This window comes from Sphingobacterium sp. LZ11T8 (assembly GCF_024261425.1).
Lineage (GTDB): Bacteria > Bacteroidota > Bacteroidia > Sphingobacteriales > Sphingobacteriaceae > Sphingobacterium.
Window position 1 is genome coordinate 435,304 of sequence record NZ_JANBZY010000003.1, and the last position, 21,294, is coordinate 456,597.

The 21,294-nt window shown below is 40.4% G+C and carries 21 protein-coding genes; 10 read left to right on the plus strand and 11 right to left on the minus strand.

Features of this window, described 5'->3' with window-relative positions; all coding sequences use genetic code 11:
* Nucleotides 1-79: 79 nt before the first annotated feature.
* Both NLF99_RS10075 and NLF99_RS10080 read left to right on the plus strand, forming a co-directional pair.
* Entirely contained in the window at nt 80-817 is a 738-nt protein-coding gene (locus tag NLF99_RS10075) for a hypothetical protein (RefSeq protein WP_185217594.1), read from the plus strand.
* A 113-nt stretch (nt 818-930) separates the two neighbouring features.
* Nucleotides 931-1,392 (plus strand): NUDIX domain-containing protein, encoded by a 462-nt coding sequence (locus NLF99_RS10080; protein WP_254528076.1) that lies wholly within the window; start codon nt 931-933, stop codon nt 1,390-1,392.
* A 322-nt stretch (nt 1,393-1,714) separates the two neighbouring features.
* Here NLF99_RS10080 and NLF99_RS19800 read toward each other — a convergent pair whose 3' ends face one another.
* From NLF99_RS19800 to NLF99_RS10110, 8 genes are all read right to left on the minus strand, one after another.
* Nucleotides 1,715-1,942, minus strand: a complete 228-nt coding sequence (locus NLF99_RS19800; protein WP_368041468.1) for an HAD domain-containing protein — start codon at nt 1,940-1,942, stop codon at nt 1,715-1,717.
* Nucleotides 1,943-2,061: 119 nt separating this feature from the next.
* Nucleotides 2,062-2,193: a hypothetical protein gene (locus NLF99_RS19710; RefSeq protein ID WP_262890811.1), complete on the minus strand. Its 132-nt coding sequence runs from the start codon at nt 2,191-2,193 to the stop codon at nt 2,062-2,064.
* Nucleotides 2,194-2,245: 52 nt separating this feature from the next.
* Nucleotides 2,246-2,719 carry a 23S rRNA (pseudouridine(1915)-N(3))-methyltransferase RlmH gene (gene rlmH / locus NLF99_RS10085; protein WP_254528077.1) on the minus strand — a complete coding sequence of 158 codons (474 nt, stop codon included), beginning with the start codon at nt 2,717-2,719 and terminating at the stop codon, nt 2,246-2,248.
* Nucleotides 2,720-2,836: 117 nt separating this feature from the next.
* Entirely contained in the window at nt 2,837-3,469 is a 633-nt protein-coding gene (locus NLF99_RS10090; protein WP_185214016.1) for a YceI family protein, read from the minus strand.
* A 98-nt stretch (nt 3,470-3,567) separates the two neighbouring features.
* Nucleotides 3,568-4,893 (minus strand): UDP-N-acetylglucosamine 1-carboxyvinyltransferase, encoded by a 1,326-nt coding sequence (gene murA, locus NLF99_RS10095; protein WP_185214017.1) that lies wholly within the window; start codon nt 4,891-4,893, stop codon nt 3,568-3,570.
* Nucleotides 4,894-5,015: 122 nt separating this feature from the next.
* Nucleotides 5,016-5,747, minus strand: a complete 732-nt coding sequence (locus NLF99_RS10100) for a DUF4290 domain-containing protein (protein WP_185214018.1) — start codon at nt 5,745-5,747, stop codon at nt 5,016-5,018.
* Between the two features lie 57 nt (nt 5,748-5,804).
* Entirely contained in the window at nt 5,805-8,090 is a 2,286-nt protein-coding gene (locus NLF99_RS10105) for an ATP-dependent helicase (protein ID WP_185214019.1), read from the minus strand.
* Between the two features lie 114 nt (nt 8,091-8,204).
* Complete coding sequence (locus NLF99_RS10110) at nt 8,205-8,834, minus strand: CatA-like O-acetyltransferase (RefSeq protein WP_254528078.1); 630 nt, start codon at nt 8,832-8,834, stop codon at nt 8,205-8,207.
* Nucleotides 8,835-8,975: 141 nt separating this feature from the next.
* Between NLF99_RS10110 and NLF99_RS10115 the strand changes: the two genes are divergently transcribed.
* Entirely contained in the window at nt 8,976-9,659 is a 684-nt protein-coding gene (locus tag NLF99_RS10115) for a M15 family metallopeptidase (protein ID WP_254528079.1), read from the plus strand.
* Between the two features lie 317 nt (nt 9,660-9,976).
* Here the strand turns inward: NLF99_RS10115 and dnaB are convergent, their stop codons facing one another.
* Nucleotides 9,977-11,572: a replicative DNA helicase gene (gene dnaB / locus NLF99_RS10120; RefSeq protein WP_185214022.1), complete on the minus strand. Its 1,596-nt coding sequence runs from the start codon at nt 11,570-11,572 to the stop codon at nt 9,977-9,979.
* Nucleotides 11,573-12,057: 485 nt separating this feature from the next.
* Between dnaB and NLF99_RS10125 the strand changes: the two genes are divergently transcribed.
* From NLF99_RS10125 to NLF99_RS10135, 3 genes are read left to right on the plus strand one after another with little or no spacing between them, the layout of a single operon-like run.
* On the plus strand, nt 12,058-12,819 hold the full coding sequence (locus NLF99_RS10125) for an SDR family NAD(P)-dependent oxidoreductase (RefSeq protein ID WP_254528081.1): 762 nt from the start codon (nt 12,058-12,060) through the stop codon (nt 12,817-12,819).
* An 11-nt stretch (nt 12,820-12,830) separates the two neighbouring features.
* Entirely contained in the window at nt 12,831-13,280 is a 450-nt protein-coding gene (locus tag NLF99_RS10130) for a GatB/YqeY domain-containing protein (protein ID WP_254528083.1), read from the plus strand.
* A 7-nt stretch (nt 13,281-13,287) separates the two neighbouring features.
* Nucleotides 13,288-13,734 (plus strand): GNAT family N-acetyltransferase, encoded by a 447-nt coding sequence (locus tag NLF99_RS10135; RefSeq protein ID WP_185214025.1) that lies wholly within the window; start codon nt 13,288-13,290, stop codon nt 13,732-13,734.
* Between the two features lie 219 nt (nt 13,735-13,953).
* Here NLF99_RS10135 and NLF99_RS10140 read toward each other — a convergent pair whose 3' ends face one another.
* A complete protein-coding gene (locus tag NLF99_RS10140; RefSeq protein WP_185214026.1) occupies nt 13,954-14,919 on the minus strand; it encodes a GNAT family N-acetyltransferase in 966 nt (321 codons plus the stop codon).
* 3 nt (nt 14,920-14,922) lie between these two features.
* Nucleotides 14,923-15,756: a 1-acyl-sn-glycerol-3-phosphate acyltransferase gene (locus tag NLF99_RS10145; protein ID WP_185214027.1), complete on the minus strand. Its 834-nt coding sequence runs from the start codon at nt 15,754-15,756 to the stop codon at nt 14,923-14,925.
* A 176-nt stretch (nt 15,757-15,932) separates the two neighbouring features.
* Between NLF99_RS10145 and NLF99_RS10150 the strand changes: the two genes are divergently transcribed.
* The 4 genes from NLF99_RS10150 (at nt 15,933) to bamA (ending at nt 21,293) form a co-directional block, all read left to right on the plus strand.
* Nucleotides 15,933-16,595 (plus strand): CBS domain-containing protein, encoded by a 663-nt coding sequence (locus NLF99_RS10150; RefSeq protein WP_185214028.1) that lies wholly within the window; start codon nt 15,933-15,935, stop codon nt 16,593-16,595.
* A 42-nt stretch (nt 16,596-16,637) separates the two neighbouring features.
* Complete coding sequence (locus NLF99_RS10155) at nt 16,638-17,531, plus strand: NAD kinase (RefSeq protein ID WP_308214528.1); 894 nt, start codon at nt 16,638-16,640, stop codon at nt 17,529-17,531.
* 330 nt (nt 17,532-17,861) lie between these two features.
* Nucleotides 17,862-18,599: an isoprenyl transferase gene (locus tag NLF99_RS10160; RefSeq protein ID WP_185214029.1), complete on the plus strand. Its 738-nt coding sequence runs from the start codon at nt 17,862-17,864 to the stop codon at nt 18,597-18,599.
* Between the two features lie 120 nt (nt 18,600-18,719).
* Nucleotides 18,720-21,293, plus strand: a complete 2,574-nt coding sequence (gene bamA / locus NLF99_RS10165) for an outer membrane protein assembly factor BamA (protein ID WP_254528084.1) — start codon at nt 18,720-18,722, stop codon at nt 21,291-21,293.
* The last annotated feature ends 1 nt before the right edge of the window (nt 21,294 follow it).

Here is a 21,294-nt window from a genome sequence, read left to right on the forward strand (position 1 = left end):
TTAAATCCCATCATTTTTGAATAAAACACTTTACATTAAGACAATAATCCTTACTTTTAGCCGTATTTTCAAAGGACTTATGAGTAACATACATTTTTTTGATGCTAATGCGGGATCCGGGAATTTAGGAGATCTTGAAAAAACACTAGTCATTAACAACCTGCTAACAATCCCTTTAGAAAAGAGGAACAATGATTGGGTAGCGGAGTTTATCGATAATATTGCTGAAGCAAACCTAGCGGTATCCGAACCAGAGATCATCATGAGTACGGAGGGCTTTCCCTATTTCAACCTTCGTTCGGTAGAACCGGGAGAGAACTTCCAAGCCTATGTCATTAAGAATAAATTAGGCAACCTTTTACAGAATGGTTTTGGGGTGGCATTGAATACCAGGAAAGAAAATCCTGACTGGATGTTCAGCTATGGAGATTTATTGAACTATGCCTTGCGCCATGAGTTTTATACCGACGAGCACCATTTCTCGATAAACAACCAAGATTTTGTAATCGGCAGTGATGAAGAGCTTTTGGTCGGACAACCAGCCCAAGAGATTTTACCTGATTATGCACGTCGTCAGATCCGCGAATTCCTACAGTATTCAGGAGTGAAGAACCCGATGGTCATGTTGATCGCTAGAAATTATACGGATGAAGAGAAGGTCACACAAGATCTTGTATTCAACATCACTCCAAAAAACTTTTCGAACGAAAAAGAGTACAAACAAGCGATGAATACCATTTCTTGGTTTTTACCAAAACACTACTCCTTGGTTGGCTTAGAAACAGAATCCGTGGATTCTGGTTTCCAACCATTATAATATTGATGGTGAAGGCAGGGATACCCTACCTTCACCTTTTACCAGACTCAGAATTTACAAATTACTACATCTAGATTTTGCCCCTTCCAAGGCAAGATCCAATATTTTTAACTATGTTTTTATTTAATGTTAGGGTTTATGGCATAATGATCAACGAACGTAATGAAGTTTTGATTAGCGATGAACGAACGGAGAATGTATCCTTCACTAAATTCCCTGGTGGCGGGTTGGAATATGGAGAAGGATTGATCGATGCATTAAAAAGAGAATATCTGGAAGAAACCGGGATGGAAGTTGAGGTCATCAAGCATATTTACACCACAGACTTCTATGAAAAATCAAGTTTTAATGATAGTCAAATTATTTCCATATACTATCAAGTAGAGCAAAAAAACAGCGTAGAATTAAACATTAGGACAAAATCTTTCGACTTTACCGAAAAATCCCTAGAAGGAAAACTACAAGCGTTTAGGTTAATTCCTTTAAACGAACTGCAAGAAAATGACTTAACATTTAAAACTGACCAGGTTGCGTGGGTTGAATTTTTAAAAAGTACAGATAAAATTCAATTATAATATAAATGTTGCAACTTTTATTTGATTTTATAATAAAAGGTTTTTACTTTTACAGTGGGTCTTGGAGATAGACTGAAGTCTAGTCTAAGATCTATGTTTTGAAAACACCTAGTTCTATAGGGTTTTATTAATAGTTAGTGTGATTTTAAGGCGATACTCCCCGTATCGCCTTATTTATTTATACCCCCCGCACATCCTTTACTGAGCTACGTCTCCCCTAGAATCATTAAACCTTGTTACAAGAACCCAAATAAGCCTCTGGGGACACAAAAAAAGCCTTATCCATTAAATGATAAAGCTTTTTGAAAACCTTTAAAGTTTTTTAACCCGAAACTGTCTTTTTTACTTTCCTTTTTAGAACACTTTTTAATTCATTTTGGTTATTTAATCCAACATAAGGATTAGTCAAAACTAAGCGCTCCTTGAAGTTCAATGGTAGATCATTCAGGGATTTATCATCATCAAGGATCAAGACTTCCTCCGGTTTTAATTTATACCTGCTAATCCAATCAATTATCTCCGTTTTTCTACTGACCGTTGAAGTAATTATTTATAAACATACCTTGACTTGAACAGTCTTATATCCAATAACTATTCTGGGCAATAAATTCTTCAAATCTATCCCTTGTCAACTCTTCAAATTCTTGCAAAACAGAATAATCTGCCCTCCTATCTCAACAGATAAGCCAATAATATCACTATTGCTCCGCCGATGATAATGATCCATTTATTGATCCCACCACCATGAGCACCCTCTTGGCTCTTAAATTTATAGTCCCTTTTAAATTTATTATCGTCCATGTTTTCCTTTACTTTTAATATATGATGCTTTTAATATTCAATTTACATAAAATTATTCGTGATGATAGGGTTCACCTCTCATTATCGTATAGGCGCGATAGATCTGCTCCACAAAGAACAATCGGACCATCTGATGGGAGAAAGTCATCCTAGACAGCGATATCTTCGCATTGGCGCGCTGATAGACTGACTCATCAAAGCCATAAGGGCCACCGATCATAAAAACCAAATGTGTCACACTGGATACCATTTGCTTCTCTAAAAACGCAGAAAACTCAACGGAGGTATATTCCTTTCCTCGTTCGTCCAGTAGGATGATAAAATCCTGGTTACTGCAATTCTTAAGCAATAGCTGAGCTTCTTTCTCTTTCTGCTGGCTTTCACTTAAGTTCTTGGAGTTTTTGATATCAGGGATGGTCACAATCTGAAAGTTCACATAATGTTTCAACCTTTTTGTATAGATCTCAATCCCCTTCACAATATGTTGGTCATCTGTCTTCCCGATACAGATCAGCGTAATTTTCATTGGCAATGAATTAATTGAATTACAAAAATAAGATATTAAGTCTGTTCCCGAGGGAGAAGCTCACAAAAAAAGCCTTTGATCCATGACCAAAGGCTCTTATTATAGAATTAAATAAAATTATTTATTTGCAACTAAGGTAATGTCGAAGTTGATTTCTTTAGAGATCAAATCATCAGATTTTCCTTCATAAGTTACACCCCAATCAGCTCTAGTGATGTTGAAATTAGCAGTAGCTTTCACTGCAGTTTCAGTAGATTCAACAACTTTTGCATCAAATGTAATGTTCTTGCTAACACCTTTGATAACCAAGTTACCAGAAATGTTCAGGTCTGCATCTGTCGCACCTGGTTTAACCTCAGTTATCGTGAAAGAAGCTTCAGGGAATTTTTCTGTTGCAAAGAAATCATCAGACTTCAAGTGTCCATCCAATTTTCCTTTGAACTCACCTTCTAGGTCAGTCGATCCAATTGTAGTCATATCCAATACTACATTAGCACCAGTTAATTTACCGTTATCAACGTTTACTGTACCAGATTTAACAGTTACTGTACCTGTATGTTTACCGGTAACCTTTGTACCCGTCCATACTACTTTGGATGCAGCTGTATCAACTGTATAGGCATCTCCTGTTACTTCAGTTTGTGTGATCGAAACTGAATCCTTGGTTTCAGCTTTTTTACCTTCTGGGTTTCCAGCGCATGAAGCCAATACTAATGCCGCAACTGCTGATAATAATGTGATTTTTTTCATCTGTGTGTTTGAACAATTAATTTGAGTACAAAATTATATAGACTTAGTAGATTATCCAATTCTGATTCCTTTTTTAACAATAGGCAGACAATTCAGGTTTAATGCCCAGCTGGCTGTGCCTCAACCCTTCTGATGTCTGCACCTAATGCTTTTAAGCGTTCCTCGATATGCTGATAACCTCTTTCTATCTGCTCGATATTATAGATTACGGACTTACCTTGTGCCGATAATGCAGCAATTAATAATGATACACCAGCACGGATATCTGGAGAGGTCATCTCAATTCCACGAAGTTTATTTTGCTTGTTCAAGCCGATAACCGTCGCACGGTGAGGGTCACAAAGAATAATCTGTGCTCCCATATCGATCAATTTATCGACGAAGAACAACCTGCTTTCAAACATCTTCTGGTGGATCAATACATTTCCTTTGGCCTGGATCGCTGTCACCAAAACGATACTCAAAAGATCCGGTGTAAAACCTGGCCATGGAGCATCAGAAATGGTCAATATCGAACCATCGATAAAGGTGTCGATTTCATAATTCTCTTGAGCAGGGATAAAGATATCATCACCTCTCAACTCAAACTTGATTCCTAAACGGGAAAATACCGATGGAATAATCCCCAATTCCTGGAAACATACATCCTTGATGGTGATCTCAGACCCAGTCATGGCAGCTAAACCAATGAAAGAACCGATTTCGATCATATCTGGAAGCATTTTATGGCTTGTGCCACCTAATTGCTCAACACCTTCAATTGTCAAGAGGTTTGAACCGATCCCAGAGATCTTAGCTCCCATCCTGTTCAACATCTTACATAACTGTTGAAGATAAGGCTCACATGCAGCATTATAGATCGTGGTTACCCCTTTTGCAAGAACGGCAGCCATCACGATATTGGCCGTACCCGTAACTGAAGCCTCATCCAATAGGATATAGGTCCCCTTCAACTGGGTTGCATCCACATTGAAGAAATGGTTCTCTGCATCATAGACAAATTTAGCCCCTAACTTTTCAAAACCTAAAAAGTGGGTATCCAGACGGCGTCTACCGATCTTGTCACCTCCAGGTTTAGGGATAGCAGCCTTTCCAAATCTTGCCAACAATGGCCCAACGATCATGATCGATCCGCGTAGGCTTCCCCCTTTTTTCTTGAACTCCTCCGATTGAAAATAATCTATATTGATATTCTTAGCCTCAAACTCATAGGTATCGTCACTGATTCTGTTTACTTCGACACCCATTGCTGCCAAAAGATCGATCAGTTTATTGACATCCTTAATGTCGGGGATATTGCTAATGGTCATTTTCTCAGCAGTCAATAGTACTGCAGAGATAATTTGTAATGCTTCGTTTTTTGCTCCTTGCGGAACGATTTCTCCTTTTAATGGTTTGCCACCGTAAATTTCAAATGCATTCATAGTTTTTTCATATCAACCATACCTCAGGAATGATAATGCCCAAAGGTCTGTTCAATTCATATCAAGCCCACATGAAAAAAGCAATTGTCCCGTTGCGATTCAATTGCTTTCTTCATCCGGTCTTATTTATAACTTTTTTTCTGTCTGTTATTGTTGTTGTTATTGTTGTTCGAGGGCCTCTTATTGTTATTGTTGTTGTTATTGTTGCTCCTCTTGTTGTTATAGCTGTTTTGCGGCTTGTTCTGCTGCTGATGGCCAGTGCTGCTGCCTGAGGATTTAACACGGTTCCCTGGAGGCGGAGTTTTGAAGTCTAGCTTGGTCAGGACTGTATCGCCCGGAAGAACCAATTCTCCATGCGACAAAGTCTTCAGGTCCTGAAGGATTTGATCATCCGATACAGAATCTTTATTCCAAGTCAGGTATGCCATTTTCATGAAATTGGCAATGCTCAGGGTCATTTTCAATCTAGCTTCTGGATTGCTGATGTTCAATGTTTTATTGATCATGTCCTCCACCGTATGACCATAATGTTTGAACCTGATATTATGGTTCGGGTATTTTAGAGGCTCCGGTTTATGGTGGATATTCTCCTTGGTAGGAATGGGATATGGGGAATCCACATCGATCTTAAAGTCCGAAATAATATAGAGATGATCCCAAAGTTTATGCTTAAAATCAGATACATCACGTAGATGTGGGTTCAATACCCCCATCATATCGATGACAACCTGGGCTAAGCGGTTTCTTTCTTCCCTATCTGACAGCGTACAGATATAGTCGACCATATTCTGTACATTTCTGCCATATTCTGCCAAAATTAATTTTGGTCTAGTGCTGTTATAATCAAAAATCATATGTTTATTTTGCTTTAACCCTATAAAGGCGTTAAATATGTAATTCTAAATTGGGTATCAATTTACTATTCTAAGCTTGGCAAATTTAAGCAACAATTGCTTCTGTCCCAACTCTTTGAAGAAAATAGTTGCTTTTATGTCCGGTTTGTTTCCCTCAAGGTTAATTACCTTACCAAAACCGAAGCGTTCATGTTCCACTTCCATACCGACCTGCAAACCTGAAGTATCCGATGGTGCAAAGTCTGCACTCGGCTTATGGGCCTTCGGCAAAATCGATGTGGTCTTTATCACTTTTGGCTTAGGCTTCGAGAACACATCACCGCCGGAATTGCCTTCCTTACGCTGCCATTGCACTCTTTCCGAACCAAAATCATCGTCCATCATCCCGCCTCCACGTGGTTTGAAGTCAAGGTCTAGGCAACTTGGATTCAGTTCATCCAAGAACCTGCTCGGCTCACAATTGTTCAAGGTTCCCCAACGGTACCTCGATGTCGCATAGGAAATGTGCAATTTCTTCTCTGCTCTTGTAACGGCAACATAAAACAACCTCCGCTCTTCTTCCAGTTCCGATCTCGAATTCAGGGAAAGTTGCGATGGAAACAGGTTTTCTTCCAGCCCCACGATGTGAACCACTGGAAACTCCAGCCCTTTAGAAGCATGGATGGTCATCAATGAAACCGTGTCCGCATTCGGATCCTTATCCTTGTCATCATTGGTCAATAGGGCAATGTCCTGCATAAAGACATCCAAACCTTTTTCTTCCAGATCTTCTCTTTCCGAAAACTCCTTGATACCGTTCAGTAACTCCTGGATATTCTCATATCTTGCAAGTCCCTCAACAGATTTATCCTCATAGAGATCCTTCAGTATTCCAGAATGCTGCGCGATATGCATCGCAGTATCAAATGCGGTATTGGTTTTTGCAGTCGCCTGGAAACTCTGGATCATCAATCCAAAATTGGAAACCGAGGCAGCGCTTCTACCGTCCAGGAACATTTGGGAATTCGCCACTACATCCCACAAACGCAATTGCTGTTGATCGGCAGCAACCATGATCTTTTCAACCGTTGTATCGCCGATCCCCCGACGTGGATAGTTGATCACACGTTTCAGGGCTTCCTCATCGTTCGGGTTGAAGGTCAGCCTAAAATAAGCAATTAAATCCTTAATTTCCTTACGTTGGTAGAAGGAAGTTCCACCATACAATTTATAGGGGATATTCAATTTGCGCAAAGCCTCCTCCAGCGATCTGGATTGGGCATTTGTACGATAGAGAATAGCGAAATCTTTATAGTGCAATCCTTTCAGGGATTTTTCCTGAGAGATGGCCTCTGCCACGATCTTCCCTTCCTCATTGTCTGAAAAGGCGCGGCTAACCTTGATTTTCTCCCCATCCTCATTATCCGAGAACACGTTCTTTTCCAATTGATTCTTATTGTTCGCAATAATGCTGTTGGCAGCATTCACGATCATCTTGGTCGAACGGTAGTTCTGTTCTAATTTGAAGACCTTCACATCCGGATAATCCTTCTGGAAATTCAGGATGTTCTGGATATTGGCACCCCGGAAGGCATAGATACTCTGGGCATCATCCCCTACCACACAGATATTTTCATTGACCGCAGCCAATCTCTTCACGATCAGGTACTGCGAAAAGTTGGTATCCTGGTACTCATCCACCATCAGGTATTTGAACTGATGCTGGTATTTATGCAGTACGTCCGGATATTTATTGAGCAGCACATTGGTCTTGAAAAGTAAATCATCAAAATCCATCGCTCCAGCACGGTAACAGCGTTGCGCATAGGCCATATAGATCTGGCCCAATTGCCCTCTTCCGTTAGACTGGTCTTCGGCAAGGATTGCCTCATTCTTATTATATTCCTGTGGGGATATTAAATTATTCTTCGCTGATGAAATCCTTCCATATACATGGTTTACGTTATAGAGCTTGTCATCTAGGTTCATTTCTTTCAAAATGGTCCTCAACAAACTCTTCGTGTCATCTGTATCATAGATGGTAAAGTTCTTGGGATATCCCAAAAGTTCTGCTTCGACCCGCAAGATTCGCGCAAACACTGAGTGGAATGTACCCATCCATATATTTTTGGCTTCAGAGCCGACCACTTTCATGATACGCTCACGCATTTCCTTGGCAGCCTTATTGGTAAAGGTCAGCACAAGGACATTGAAAGGATCTACTCCTTTTTGTATCAAATGGGCTACTCTATAGGTAATTACACGCGTTTTTCCAGATCCCGCTCCAGCAACAATCATTACTGGACCTTCTGTTTGTTCAACTGCGGCTCGTTGTGAGGGGTTCAGTCCTGCTAAAAAATCCAAAATACTCTCCTAAATTTATCTTATGTAATGCCTCAAAAATGGGGACTCAAATTTAATAAAAATAGGCATACTATTTTAGAAAATTATCCACAGGGACAAGAAGATAGCAAAAACCTAATCGATTTGATCGAGCAATTGCTGAAATCGTTGCATAAACAGTCCCACATGGTATCCATCGACCAAGGCATGGTGCGCATGTAACGAAATCGCCATCGTTTTTTTTCCGTCACGATCCATTAACTTGGCAAAGGATATCTTCGGACAGGAATCCGGATAATTGAAATTCCTAGCATGAGAAAGCGAGCTAAAGTCTACCCAAGGCAATGCAGAACAATGCACCTCATTGATCCTGGCCCCACTCAGATCTAAGCCAGAAGAAGCCTTCACTTTTTCAACAGCGATATCTGCTCCTTCCAAAAACTTAGCCTCATCTTCATGAAAATCGATATACGAAAAACCAAAGGTGTTATCTGACCTTAACACCGTGCTGGAGATATGGACCTGATCATAGAGATAGAGTTCTCCAGCATCGATCCTAAGCCTGAAATTATCAATTTCATTCATGGCCTTCAACGCTCGGTACAGATAGTACATAAAGAAAGACTGTGATTTCTGCTTGGCCTGTTGGTAGGCAATACTTAGGTCCAACTCGGCCGTAATCCCATGGAACGGTTCGGGAAACTGCGAAAAGAATTCAAAGTGCTCTCTTCGTGCCCAATTTTCTACATCAAATTTCTTTCTCATATTGCGACAAAACTAATCATTACTCTTTTTTCCGAAAAACGATTGTGGATAATTCCCTAACAAAAACCAAAACCTCCATAGAAGGTTTCAAACTACTAAAGGTTTTTTACATTTGTCCTATAATCATCATAACCATAGATCATGAATAATAGATATGCTTTCCTCATACCACTTTTGGCACTCAGCTTACTTTTTTCCTGTGCTACACAACGGGAGATCCCCAATTCATTTGTCAACCTGAAAGAACAGATTCCAAATCTTGAAATCGACTTAAGGTATTATGGAAGCCATAACTTCCTGGGAAGACCGGTAAAAGGCTATGAAGCCAACAAGGTATTTATCAGCAAAGAAGCCGCCAGTGCATTGGTCCAGATCCAAAAAGAACTGAATGCACAAGGTTTAGGTATCAAGGTTTTTGATGCCTATAGACCGCAACAGGCAGTAAATAACTTTAAGGAATGGGCTTTGGATATTGCCGACACGGCAGCAAAAAAAGAATTCTATCCCGATGTGGACAAACGGAACCTGTTTAAATTGGGTTACATCGCCGAAAAATCTGGCCATAGCCGCGGCAGTACCATCGATCTAACCATCATTAACCTGAAAGACAAAAAAGAACTGGACATGGGAACCGGCTTCGACTATTTCGGCGAACCCTCTCACCATGATTACAGCAACCTCAGTCCTCAACAAAAAGCAAACCGAAAACTACTTAAGGACATCATGGAAAAACATGGATTCAAATCCATTGAAGAAGAATGGTGGCATTATACCCTGAAAAATGAGCCCTTCAAGGATCAGTATTTTGATTTTAAGGTAAGGTAGGTTTGAGCTTGTTTTTGAACCAGGATTAAAGGGATAAGAGGATAGACCAAGATCTGGTTTGAACCAGGATTAATGGGATGTGAGGATGGACCAAGATCATGGTTTGAACCAAGATTATGATCAAAATATAGTTGGAAAGTCCAGCATACTGTAGGGACGTATTGCATACGCCCGCCATATACAAACCATCAATAAACACCCATTTTGGGGTAAGCTCATATTCAATTTTTCAAAAAAAAGCACCCTTTTGGGTGCCTTTATATTTTCTTTTCATGATGCGGGTGTATGCAATACGCCACTACACTGTTTTTCGAGTTCTAAAACGGCGCATCATCTGGCATATCATTCATTCTGGATGGCATGGTTATACCTCCGCCGAAGTCGCCGAAATTACCTGATGGTTGGATTGCATTGCCCATTCCACCGCCGAAATCATTGAAGCTTCCGCCTTCAGGACCCATTCCGGAGAAATCATCCTCAAGATCGACGAACTTCACATATTTACCTACGAAGCGTAATGGTACAATACCCGTTTCACCGTTACGGTGTTTGGAGATAATTACCTCTCCCACCCCGACAGTGGAACGGCCTTCCTCATCTTCCAACAATCCATAGTACTCTGGACGGTAAAGGAACAGTACCATATCGGCATCCTGCTCAATTGATCCAGACTCACGTAAGTCGGATAGCATCGGACGCTTACTGTTTCCTGGTCTAGACTCTACCGCACGACTTAACTGCGATAAGGCCAAAACTGGAATGTTCAATTCTTTCGCTACTGATTTTAGGGCACGTGATATACTACCGATCTCCTGTTCACGGTTTCCGCCACCTTTACCATCGGCTTTACCATGCATCAGCTGCAAGTAATCGACGATTACCATCTGTATATCATACTGAGCCTTCAGACGTCTACACTTAGCGCGGAATTCAAACACGTTCAGTGCCGGTGTATCATCAATAATCAAAGGGGCTTCAGTCAAACGACCGATCCTAGAGTGCAATTGCTGCCATTCATGGTCGGCGAGATTTCCTTTTTTCAGTTTCTCCTGTTCAATCTCCGTTTCACCAGCGATCAAACGATTCACCAACTGTACGGATGACATCTCCAAGGAGAATACGGCTACCGCTTTATTATGGTCAACTGCTGCATTTCGCGCTACGGATAATACGAATGCCGTCTTACCCATTGCAGGACGAGCCGCAATAATAACCAAGTCAGAAGGTTGCCATCCGGAGGTCATTCGGTCCAATGCAGTCAGACCAGAAGGAATACCGGTCAAGCCATCTGTCTTCTCACGCAGGGATTCCAGTGAGGAAATTGCTTCACGCATGATATCGTCCATCTTTCTGGAATCTCTTCGCAGGTTGTTTTGGGCAATATCAAAAAGTGATTTCTCCGCATGGTCCAATAGGTCGAAGATATCCGATGTTTCATCATAGGATGAATTGATGATTTCCGTAGAGACCTTGATCAATTCACGCTGAATATATTTTTGTGAAATAATACGGGCATGGTATTCAATATTGGCCGCTGATACCACACGGTCTGTCAACTGCGTGATATAATAGGCACCACCTACCATTTCCAACGCTCCCATTTGGCGAAGTTCTGCCACTACGGTCAAGATATCGATCGGGGAAGTCTTCTGGAAGAGGTTATAGATAGCCTGAAATATCTTCTGATGCGACTCTTTATAGAACGATTCTGGCTTCAGGATATCGATGACTTCACTTAGTGCATTTTTCTCCAACATCAGGGCACCCAACACTGCCTCCTCTAAGTCCAATGCTTGTGGAGGGAGCTTGCCTAATCCGGAGACTAAGTTATTTAAGCTCGTTCTTTTCTTGTTGAAATTTGCACGACTAGGTTGTCCTGACGTACTGTTGTTAAATTCGTTTTCTAAAGACATACTAAAAAATATTTCTCGGCTTGATTCACCCTGTTTTCAAGGATAGGGTAACAAATGTAAGAAAAATAAAAGTCGCCCTACCATCAAGTTTTGAACAGTAAAATTTAGGTGCTTCAACAATCATGCAATAGCAGTTGTAAAACAGGGACTAATAATTAACATCAAATGTGAAGAACCTGTTAATAACTAAATATACGCATTAAAAATCAAGCCTTTACCCGAATGTGGATAAGATAGACCGTTGTGAATAACCTACACGAAAGGGTCATTCAAACAGTTATTTTAAGGCCTTTTACCCTCTTCAATTCATAGTCAGCGAGTTAAGCTCCTTCAGGTAGTCTTTAAGTTTATGAAAGCATTCCGGGTATCCGTAATTTTTGGTCTTTTGTTGTATATTTGTTGTGTATCAAATAACGCATCTACGGAAAATCCAGACCTCAATTCTGGAAAAAAGTATGAAGCCAAGTAAAATAAATTTCAATAAAATGAGGACAGTTTTAATCACTGGAGCCAGCTCTGGAATCGGAGAAGCTTGCGCCCTGGAATTGGCAAAAGAAAATAAATACAGGTTTCTTTTATGTGCCAGAAGAGTTGAAAAACTGGAAGAATTGATCCAAAAAATCAAAACCATCAACCCTAATACCGAAACCCATAGCTTTAAATTGGATGTCCGCAATGCGGAAGAGGTAGAAACCACCCTATCCAACCTTCCAGCAGCATGGAAAAAAGTCGACATCTTGATCAACAATGCAGGACTCAGCCAAGGTTTGGATTCCATCCAAGATGGACAGATTGGCGATTGGGACCGCATGATCGACACCAATGTCAAAGGCTTACTATATGTCAGCAAATTTGTCATTCCTTTGATGGAAGGCAGCGAACAGGCTCATATCATCAACATGGGATCCATTGCCGGCAAAGAGGTCTACCCCAATGGGAATGTCTATTGCGCAACGAAACATGCCGTAGACGCTTTGACCAAAGCGATGCGCATTGACCTCCTAGCCAAAGGGATCAAGGTCAGCAGTATTGACCCAGGCATGGTTGAAACCGAATTCTCTGAGGTGAGGTTCCATGGCGACAAGGACCGCGCAAAATCAGTTTACAAAGGATTGACTCCACTATCGGGACAGGACATTGCAGAAATCGTCTCTTTTATCCTTTCCAGACCCAAACATGTCAATATCAACGACCTGTTGGTTATGCCAACGGCTCAGGCAAACGGAACACTAGTTATTAGAAAATAAACAAATCATATATGTCATTAGAAGCAAAAATAACCCAAGATATCAAAGCGGCCATGATCGCAAAGGACAATGTTAGATTACGTGGACTGCGTGCCATCAAAGCGGCAATCCTATTGGCTAACACTGAAAAAGGCCATAGCGAAACATTGTCCGAAGACGCCGAAATCAAGGTCTTACAGAAATTAGCAAAACAACGCAAGGAGTCTGCCGAAATCTATCAGCAACAGGACCGTAAAGACCTATACACCATCGAAATCGAAGAATTGGAAGTTATCGAAGAGTTCCTTCCAAAACAATTGGACCGTGAGGCAATAGAAAACGTTGTGAAAGGCATTATTGCTGAAACAGGTGCTTCATCGATCAAGGATATGGGTAAGGTCATGGGCGCGGCAAACCAGAAACTTGCTGGTCAAGCTGATGGCAGAACGATTTCTGAAGTCGTAAAATCACTATTAAGCTAATCCATATATGGACTGGAGAATAAAGTCCTTTTCAGAATTAGACTCCCTGGAACTCTACAAGATTTTGCAGCTCCGGATCAATGTCTTTATGCTGGAACAAGATTGTCTTTATCCCGAATGTGATGATAAGGACCTCAAAGGGAAACATCTCTTTGCGATGGACCAAGATACCTGCATTGCTTATGCCAGGTTATTGCCCCCTGATGTCTCCTATCCGAAATGCAGTTCCATTGGAAGAGTGGTGGTCCATGCAGACTATCGGAAGCATCAATACGGTCAGCTCCTGATGAACAGAGCCATTGAACAGATCAAAATGGACTATCCAGACCTCCCTATCCGAATAAGTGCACAGGAATACCTGAAACGATTCTATACCGGTCTAGGATTCCAGATTGAGAGCGATGTCTATCTGGAGGACAATATCCCCCATTTAGAGATGGCTTTATATCCATAAGACTTGATGCATTGCAGTTCATAAAAAAGCCCTCGATGTTAATCATCGAGGGCTTTCTATATTAATGATAAAATTTTATCCAATTTGTTCCGGTATTACCTTCTGCTTTGGCATTACCCTTGTTCGAGGCATATTCGGAATTTTCAAAATATGTCTCGAATAAAACTAAACTGAGGTCAATAAAAATAGCCAAAAAAAAGGCTTTTTTTATCCATCAGATTATCTTGCTTTTACGGGACGTTGGCCAAAATGCCTATCTCTTTCAAAGGTCGACATATGCCTTTCTTTTTTTGCAGGATAGATATCATCCAAGGTAATCATAATACCAGTTTCTTCAACTTCTCCAAACTCATTGTTCCTAGCTGTTCCAAAAACACGCATGGTCGGTGAAAGATTCATATAGGTATTGATCAATGGAGGAATATTCTCATCCAGTTCCCTAACTTTGGCATTCAGCACTTTATAACCTTCCTTATAGTCCAGACCGTCAAAAATGCCTTCATGTTTGGTGATATCAGTTTTATAACCTAAATAAAGATCCTTTACAGGTTCTACCAAATTGTCAGGATCTGGAAAATAATGATTCATGAAATAGATCAGCAAATCCCTAGCTTCCTGATTATAATGCGGATACATGGTCACCTTTCCGAACAGGTATTTCACGTCCGGATTGATCAGGACCAATGCCCCAAGACCATCCCAAAGGTTATCCAAGGAGAAAATTCCCTTTCTATTGTCGATTGCCGGTTGGTATTTGGGTTGAACCCAAGAACGTCCCAATTCAATGGTATAAGGCAGGAAATCTTTTTTGAATTTTTCGGAAAAGTCAAAATAATGTGCTGTTGAAAGGTGAATTTCACCATCCTCAGCCGTTGCTTGATCACATTTTATCACGCGGTACCCAGCAATGATTTCTTCATCTTCTGGATTCCATGCGATCAGTTGATCGTAATTATGTTTAGAAGTATCGTTTTCGTCAATATCAAGAGGTAGACCTGTACCGCCGCCAGCTCCCCTAAAGGTCAGCTCTCTCAATCTACCAATCTCGCGCATTATATGAGGTGCGGTATGATAGTTCACTAGATAGACCTCATTACTGCCGTTATTGGTATAACGGACAAAGGCTTCCTTAGTAAGTTCTTTCTTGATTAGATCTCTATCTACCGGTTGAATTATTTCTTGCATAAATTATTTTTTACCATGAGCCATGGCATAAACCATTTCTTTTACTTCAGCTGCCCATTGACGTTCATTCTTACTGGTGTCAAAATGGGTATAGGGAATCTTCTCCCCAATCCTGATAGTTATGTCCTTTCCTCTTTGGGAGAACATCTCATCAGGTAAATATAACATTTCAATATTTGCTTTTAATCCTATTTTGTGTCTTATTCTTGATAGGTTGTAAAAGAAATTCGAGTTACGTCCTTCAATATAGACAGGAACGATATCTTTTTTATATTTTTTGGCTTTCGATATAAAGCTTTTTTTCCACTCGAGGTCTACGATCTCCCCTTTAATCTTCCTTGAGACAAGTCCAGCAGGGAAAACAAGCAAAGCATGGTCCGATGCATAGGCATTCTCAATTGCAGCAATAGCTGTTTTACTTTGACTACCGACTTTATTTACAGGAACGAATAAGGGTTCGAGGTTGCGGACATTCATCAGAATGTCATTGACCAAAAATTTCACATCTTTTCTATACTTCCCGATGGCCTGCATAAAAGCTACCCCATCTAAACCACCTAAGGGGTGATTGGAAGCAAAGATGACACTTTCATCTAAAGGAATATGCTCAGCGCCTTCCAAATGTACGTTAACCTTCAGCTCTTTTAATAATGAGTCTACAAAATCTAATCCCATGTCATCATGATACGTTCTCATGATGTAGTTTATCTCATCTTCGTGGATTGTCTTTGTTAAATAACTCAATAATGGCTTGGGTATCCATTTGGCTAAACCTGGACTTTTCTTTCGTATTACTTCCCTGATTTCAATAAACTTCTCTTGCTTTTGTAAGCTCATATTCTATAATACACTTTTATAAAAGTTTTGTAAAATTACATAATTAGTTTTAAGATGACTAAAACATCTTTTTATTTTATATCAAAATAATATTTTCACTACCTTAGCGATAATCGCATATTTAAACTAAAATTAAACGTTTTGCGTTTATTGTAGTTTAATAAATAAAAGGTTTCATGTATATCGGTGAAAACATATCAACGCTCTATACCGAAGTTCACCCGAACGATACGGTTGCTTTTTCGTTAGATAAAGTCAATGAGCTGCATTTCCATCAACTTCCTGTAGTTAAGGGCAAAGAATACCTCGGGCTTATTACCGAGGAGGACCTGCTATCGGCTGAAGATGAGGAAACTTTGATCAAGGAACTGAAACTTACCTTTCCATTTATCTATCTATACGATTATCAGCACATCTATGATGCCCTACAATATCTGGAGACCTATCAGTTTGACCTCTTGCCTATTGTCAACAAGCAAAAGGAATATGTTGGGGTCATTACCCAGAAAGATCTATTGAGATCGGTCAACCAAACGATCTCCAACCAGGATAAGGGCGCGATCATCGTCCTAGAGATGGAAGATCGGGACAATAGTTTGACCCATGTGGCCCATATCATAGAATCTGAGAACAGCAAGATTTTGAATACGGGAATCAGACCGATTGAGAATTCCAGCAAGGTTGAACTCACCATCAAGGTCAACAAAAACAATATTTCCTCAGTCTTGGCCTCTTTATGGAGACATGACTATGTGGTAAAAGCGACCTTCAACGATGGCTCTGATCAGAATGATATCCAAGAAAGATATAATCTTTTAATGAACTATTTGAACATTTAATTCTTAGAATTTTTCAACTTTGCGCAAAATATTATCAAAAGCATGAAAGAGCTGTCCATAGCAGTATACGGTCGAGAGTTTAACCAATCCGTGATTGGATATGTCATTGAACTATTTACCTACCTGCGTGAAAAGAATGTGCAAGTTTACATCCATCAGGATTTCCACAGTTTCCTTAAGCGCTTATGCAAGCTAGATTTTACCTTTAAGAAATTCAAGTCCCATAAAGATCTTCCTGCCGACATTGCCTTTATGCTCAGCCTAGGGGGCGATGGTACCATGCTCTCTGCCGCAACGTTGATCAAAGATTCAGGTATTCCATTGGCGGGGATCAATTTCGGCCGTTTGGGATTTTTGGCGAATATCTCCAAAAACCACATGGAGGAAGCATTGGACCAAATCCTTTCCAACAATTATCAGATCCAAAAACGTGCCTTGTTACAGGTAGAAAGTTCGGATGGTACCTTTATAAAGGGGGAGGATTTTGCACTGAACGATATTACGGTCTTTAGGTCGGACTCTTCCGCCATGATTACGGTACATGCAGTTTTGGACAATGAACTGTTGAACTCTTACTGGGCTGATGGTCTGATCATCGCGACCCCAACGGGTTCTACAGCTTATTCCTTAAGCTGCGGCGGCCCCATCATAATGCCTGGCAGTGGGAATTTTGTGATTACCCCTATTTCTCCACACAATTTAAACGTACGTCCTATCGTGGTGAACGAGAATATGCAATTGCGTCTTGAGATAGAGAGCAGGACAGAGAAATATATTTTGAGCTGTGATTCAAAAAGCCATACCTTGAGTACCAAAACCAGCTTATTGATCACAAAGGCACCTTTTAGTATAAACCTTATCCGATTGGCAAATGACCAATATTTTGGCATCTTGCGTGAAAAATTGCTCTGGGGTATCGATGTCCGAAATTATTAATAGGAGCTTCTATTCACTTTAATTCAATAAAATTTTTACAGGGATAATCTTAAAACCTGTATCTTTACGATAAAATCTGAAACTATTGGGACCAACATTCGAGATGAAAAGCGAATCAATTTTATTTTTTAATTCATTTGCAATCATTCCTATCATAAAAAATTTAGGACAAAAACTGCTTGGCCTCCTGATTGGATTACTTAACCTACATCATCAACTCCTTCTAGATTTACGATGCTTGATTGGCGATTCTGGATTTCCAGAAAGTCGAGTGGCATGGTCTGGATTAGGGTCGACACAAAACTATTCAAGCATAAATGAAATTATCTAATGAGTTTTAAAGATAAGATAGATAAAAACAGATTACCTCAGCATATTGCCATCATCATGGACGGCAATGGCCGTTGGGCAAAGGAAAAGGGCGAGCTTCGTGTCTTTGGCCATAAAAACGGCGTTACTGCAGTCCGTGAAGCATTGGAGGCATCTGTTGAAATAGGCCTCAACTATTTGACCTTATATGCCTTTTCCACCGAGAACTGGAACAGACCGCAATTTGAGGTAGATGCCTTGATGGAACTCTTAGTAAACTCATTGAACCAAGAACTACCCACTTTCCAAGAAAACAATATCCGTGTCAACAGTATTGGCCGCATGTCCGACTTACCTGCCCATTGTCAGGTGACGCTTCAATCTACCATTGAACAAACCAAGAACAATACTGGCTGTACATTGACCCTTGCCTTGAGCTATGGATCCCGCCAAGAGATCCTGGATGCGACAAAAACGATCGCTGAAAAAGTTAAAAAAGGTGAAATTTCCGTAGATGACATCAATGAAGAAATGTTTAGCAACAATCTTTATACACATGGCATCCCCGACCCTGACCTATTGATCAGAACCAGCGGTGAAGAGCGCATTAGCAACTATATGTTGTGGCAAATAGCCTACTCTGAGCTGTTTTTCCTCCCTATCATGTGGCCTGAGTTTTCTAGGGAAACTCTATTTGAATGTATTTACCTATATCAAAATAGAGAAAGAAGATTTGGGAAAACTAGTGAACAATTATAAGAAATCATTACTTTTGCAACATTTTAATTTCGACAGGCTTACTGTCAGAAATTCGTAATATTTCTTTTAACAAAAATTAACAAGACTTTGCTGTACTTTAGCAGACATAATAAAAAGTAGATGAAGCGTATAATTAAACTTTCTATTTTACTCACCTTCTTAATTTGCAATTTCGCGCAGGCTCAGATAACAGGAAATAGGCCTTTGAATTTGAACAATCCAGATGACATTACTTATTTGGACCCTAAAAACTATGTTATCGGTGGAGTAACCGTTACTGGAGCACAGTACCTAGACTCCGAAGTCCTCGTCACCATCTCCAAATTATCAGTTGGGCAATACATCGAGGTTCCTAGCGAACAAACATCAAATGTAATCAAGGATTTGATGGCGCAAAACCTATTTGAAGACGTTCAATTATATGCTACCAAAATCCAAGAAGAAACGATCTTCCTTGAAATCAGGGTGGTGGAAAGACCACGATTGACCAGGATCGACATCAATGGACTGAGCAAATCGCAAACAGAGGAAGTCCGCAAGCGGTTAAATACCAATGCCGGTAAAATTGTCAATGACAACCTCCTATTAACGACCAAAGCCACTATCGAGAAATTCTTAAGGGAAAAATCCTTCCTTTATCCTGATATCAAGATTACGACGAAACCTGACTCTGCTCAAGCAAACAACGAAATTGTCGTGGTGGATGTGGAAAGAAATAAAAAGATTAAAGTCAACAGCATCAATTTCACTGGAAATGAAGAATTCAGCAATAAGCAGTTGACTAAATTCATGAAAGGTGTACGTCCTAGAGCATGGTTCAGAGTATTCGGACCTGGGAAGTTCAAGGATGATAAATATGAGGAAGCAAAAACAAACCTGGTTGCCAAAATGCAAGACAAAGGTTTCCGTGATGCTCAAATCTTAAAAGATACCGTAAGACGTCATGACAACAACGAAGTTGCCATCGACATCGATGTATATGAAGGTCCTAAATATTACGTAGGTAATATCTCATGGTCAGGAAACTCAAAATTCAAAGACTCTACCTTAAATATCCTATTGGGTATCCAACACGGTGATGTTTACAGTGAGGAAAAATTAAACTCCAAATTGAGTGGTCCGACCAGGAACTCGGATGATATCGCTGCGATTTACCAAAACGACGGTTACTTAACATTCAGTGTTCAACCGGTGATCAAACGTATCTACCAAGATACCATCGATCTGGAAATCCAGATGTTTGAGGGTAAGCAATATACGATCAACAATGTAATCCTGAAAGGTAATGATGTGACGAACGACCGTGTTGTCCTACGTTCTATCTATACCAAGCCGGGTCAAAAATATTCGCGTGAGCTATTGGTAAGAAGTGTTCGTGAGATTTCCCAATTAGGGATGTTTGATGAGCAGAAGGTTCAACCTATGCCGACCAACCTAAACTACGAAGAAGGTACGACAGACATTGAATTCTCGGTGGCTGAAAAACCATCCGATCAGGTTGAGCTATCCGGAGGTTATGGTGCTGGTCAGGTAATCGGTACATTGGGTCTGACCTTTAACAACTTCTCTACCAGCAATTTCTTCAAGAAAGAATCATGGAAACCACTTCCAAGAGGAGACGGACAGAAATTGAGCATCCGTGGACAGACTTCAGGAAAACGCTATCAATCCTATAGCTTCTCCTTCTCAGAGCCATGGTTAGGTGGTAAGAAACCTATTTACTTTGGTTTGAGTGCCTATATCTCGAATTCACAATTACAACGTTATAACTATTTGGAAAACCGTTATGAGGATTATGAGGGTATCCCTAAAATCCAGATGCACGGTGTGACTGCGACATTGGGTAAACGTCTTCAATGGCCAGACAACTATTTCCAGATCAACAGTTCATTGTCTTACCAACGTTACTTCTTGGATAACTATGGTGGTATCTTCGTTTTCTCGGATGGTACAGCATACAACATCAACTTTACCCAAGAGATCAGCCGTAACTCTATCGATGCGCCGATCTATCCTACTTCTGGTTCACATATCAAGTTCTCGGTTCAATTGACGCCTCCATATTCAATGTGGAACAACATGAACTATGAAACTGCTCCAGACAATGAAAAGTATAAATTCACGGAATACCATAAATGGAAATTTGATTCCCAATGGTATACCAAGATCGCTGGTAAATTGGTATTGAAAGCACAGGCGCAGTTTGGTTACTTAGGAAATTACAGCTCACAGGCACCAATTTCCCCATTTGAGCGTTTTAAATTAGGTGGTGATGGTATGCAAGGGTTTGACTTCTTACAAGGATCTGAGATCATTGCGATGCGTGGATACGCGAACGGCGCATTGATTCCAGCATCTACAGGAAGCAACCAACAAGGTATCGCCATCCAGTCTGGTAGCCCGATTTATGCGAAGTACCAGATTGAATTACGTCACCCGATCATGTTAAATGACCAAGCAACGGTATTTGCCTTGGCATTTGCTGAAGCAGGTAACACTTGGAACAAATTTGATGAAGTAAATCCATTCAAGGTTCGTCGTTCAGTAGGTGTTGGTGCACGTATCTTCTTACCGATCTTCGGTATGTTGGGTATTGACTACGGTCATGCATTGGATCCAATCCCTGGATTGACTACGGATCGCTGGAAACAAAACTTCACATTCAGTATAATCCAAAATATGGGTGGGTTCTAAT

Bases quoted from the DNA above. Each gene is read 5' to 3' on its own strand.
- NLF99_RS10075 (WP_185217594.1), top strand. From the start codon at position 80: ATGAGTAACATACATTTTTTTGATGCTAATGCGGGATCCGGGAATTTA.
- NLF99_RS10080 (WP_254528076.1), top strand. From the start codon at position 931: ATGTTTTTATTTAATGTTAGGGTTTATGGCATAATGATCAACGAACGT.
- NLF99_RS19710 (WP_262890811.1), bottom strand. From the start codon at position 2,193: ATGGACGATAATAAATTTAAAAGGGACTATAAATTTAAGAGCCAAGAG.
- rlmH (WP_254528077.1), bottom strand. From the start codon at position 2,719: ATGAAAATTACGCTGATCTGTATCGGGAAGACAGATGACCAACATATT.
- NLF99_RS10090 (WP_185214016.1), bottom strand. From the start codon at position 3,469: ATGAAAAAAATCACATTATTATCAGCAGTTGCGGCATTAGTATTGGCT.
- murA (WP_185214017.1), bottom strand. From the start codon at position 4,893: ATGAATGCATTTGAAATTTACGGTGGCAAACCATTAAAAGGAGAAATC.
- NLF99_RS10100 (WP_185214018.1), bottom strand. From the start codon at position 5,747: ATGATTTTTGATTATAACAGCACTAGACCAAAATTAATTTTGGCAGAA.
- NLF99_RS10110 (WP_254528078.1), bottom strand. From the start codon at position 8,834: ATGAGAAAGAAATTTGATGTAGAAAATTGGGCACGAAGAGAGCACTTT.
- NLF99_RS10115 (WP_254528079.1), top strand. From the start codon at position 8,976: ATGAATAATAGATATGCTTTCCTCATACCACTTTTGGCACTCAGCTTA.
- dnaB (WP_185214022.1), bottom strand. From the start codon at position 11,572: ATGTCTTTAGAAAACGAATTTAACAACAGTACGTCAGGACAACCTAGT.
- NLF99_RS10125 (WP_254528081.1), top strand. From the start codon at position 12,058: ATGAGGACAGTTTTAATCACTGGAGCCAGCTCTGGAATCGGAGAAGCT.
- NLF99_RS10130 (WP_254528083.1), top strand. From the start codon at position 12,831: ATGTCATTAGAAGCAAAAATAACCCAAGATATCAAAGCGGCCATGATC.
- NLF99_RS10135 (WP_185214025.1), top strand. From the start codon at position 13,288: ATGGACTGGAGAATAAAGTCCTTTTCAGAATTAGACTCCCTGGAACTC.
- NLF99_RS10140 (WP_185214026.1), bottom strand. From the start codon at position 14,919: ATGCAAGAAATAATTCAACCGGTAGATAGAGATCTAATCAAGAAAGAA.
- NLF99_RS10145 (WP_185214027.1), bottom strand. From the start codon at position 15,756: ATGAGCTTACAAAAGCAAGAGAAGTTTATTGAAATCAGGGAAGTAATA.
- NLF99_RS10150 (WP_185214028.1), top strand. From the start codon at position 15,933: ATGTATATCGGTGAAAACATATCAACGCTCTATACCGAAGTTCACCCG.
- NLF99_RS10155 (WP_308214528.1), top strand. From the start codon at position 16,638: ATGAAAGAGCTGTCCATAGCAGTATACGGTCGAGAGTTTAACCAATCC.
- NLF99_RS10160 (WP_185214029.1), top strand. From the start codon at position 17,862: ATGAGTTTTAAAGATAAGATAGATAAAAACAGATTACCTCAGCATATT.
- bamA (WP_254528084.1), top strand. From the start codon at position 18,720: ATGAAGCGTATAATTAAACTTTCTATTTTACTCACCTTCTTAATTTGC.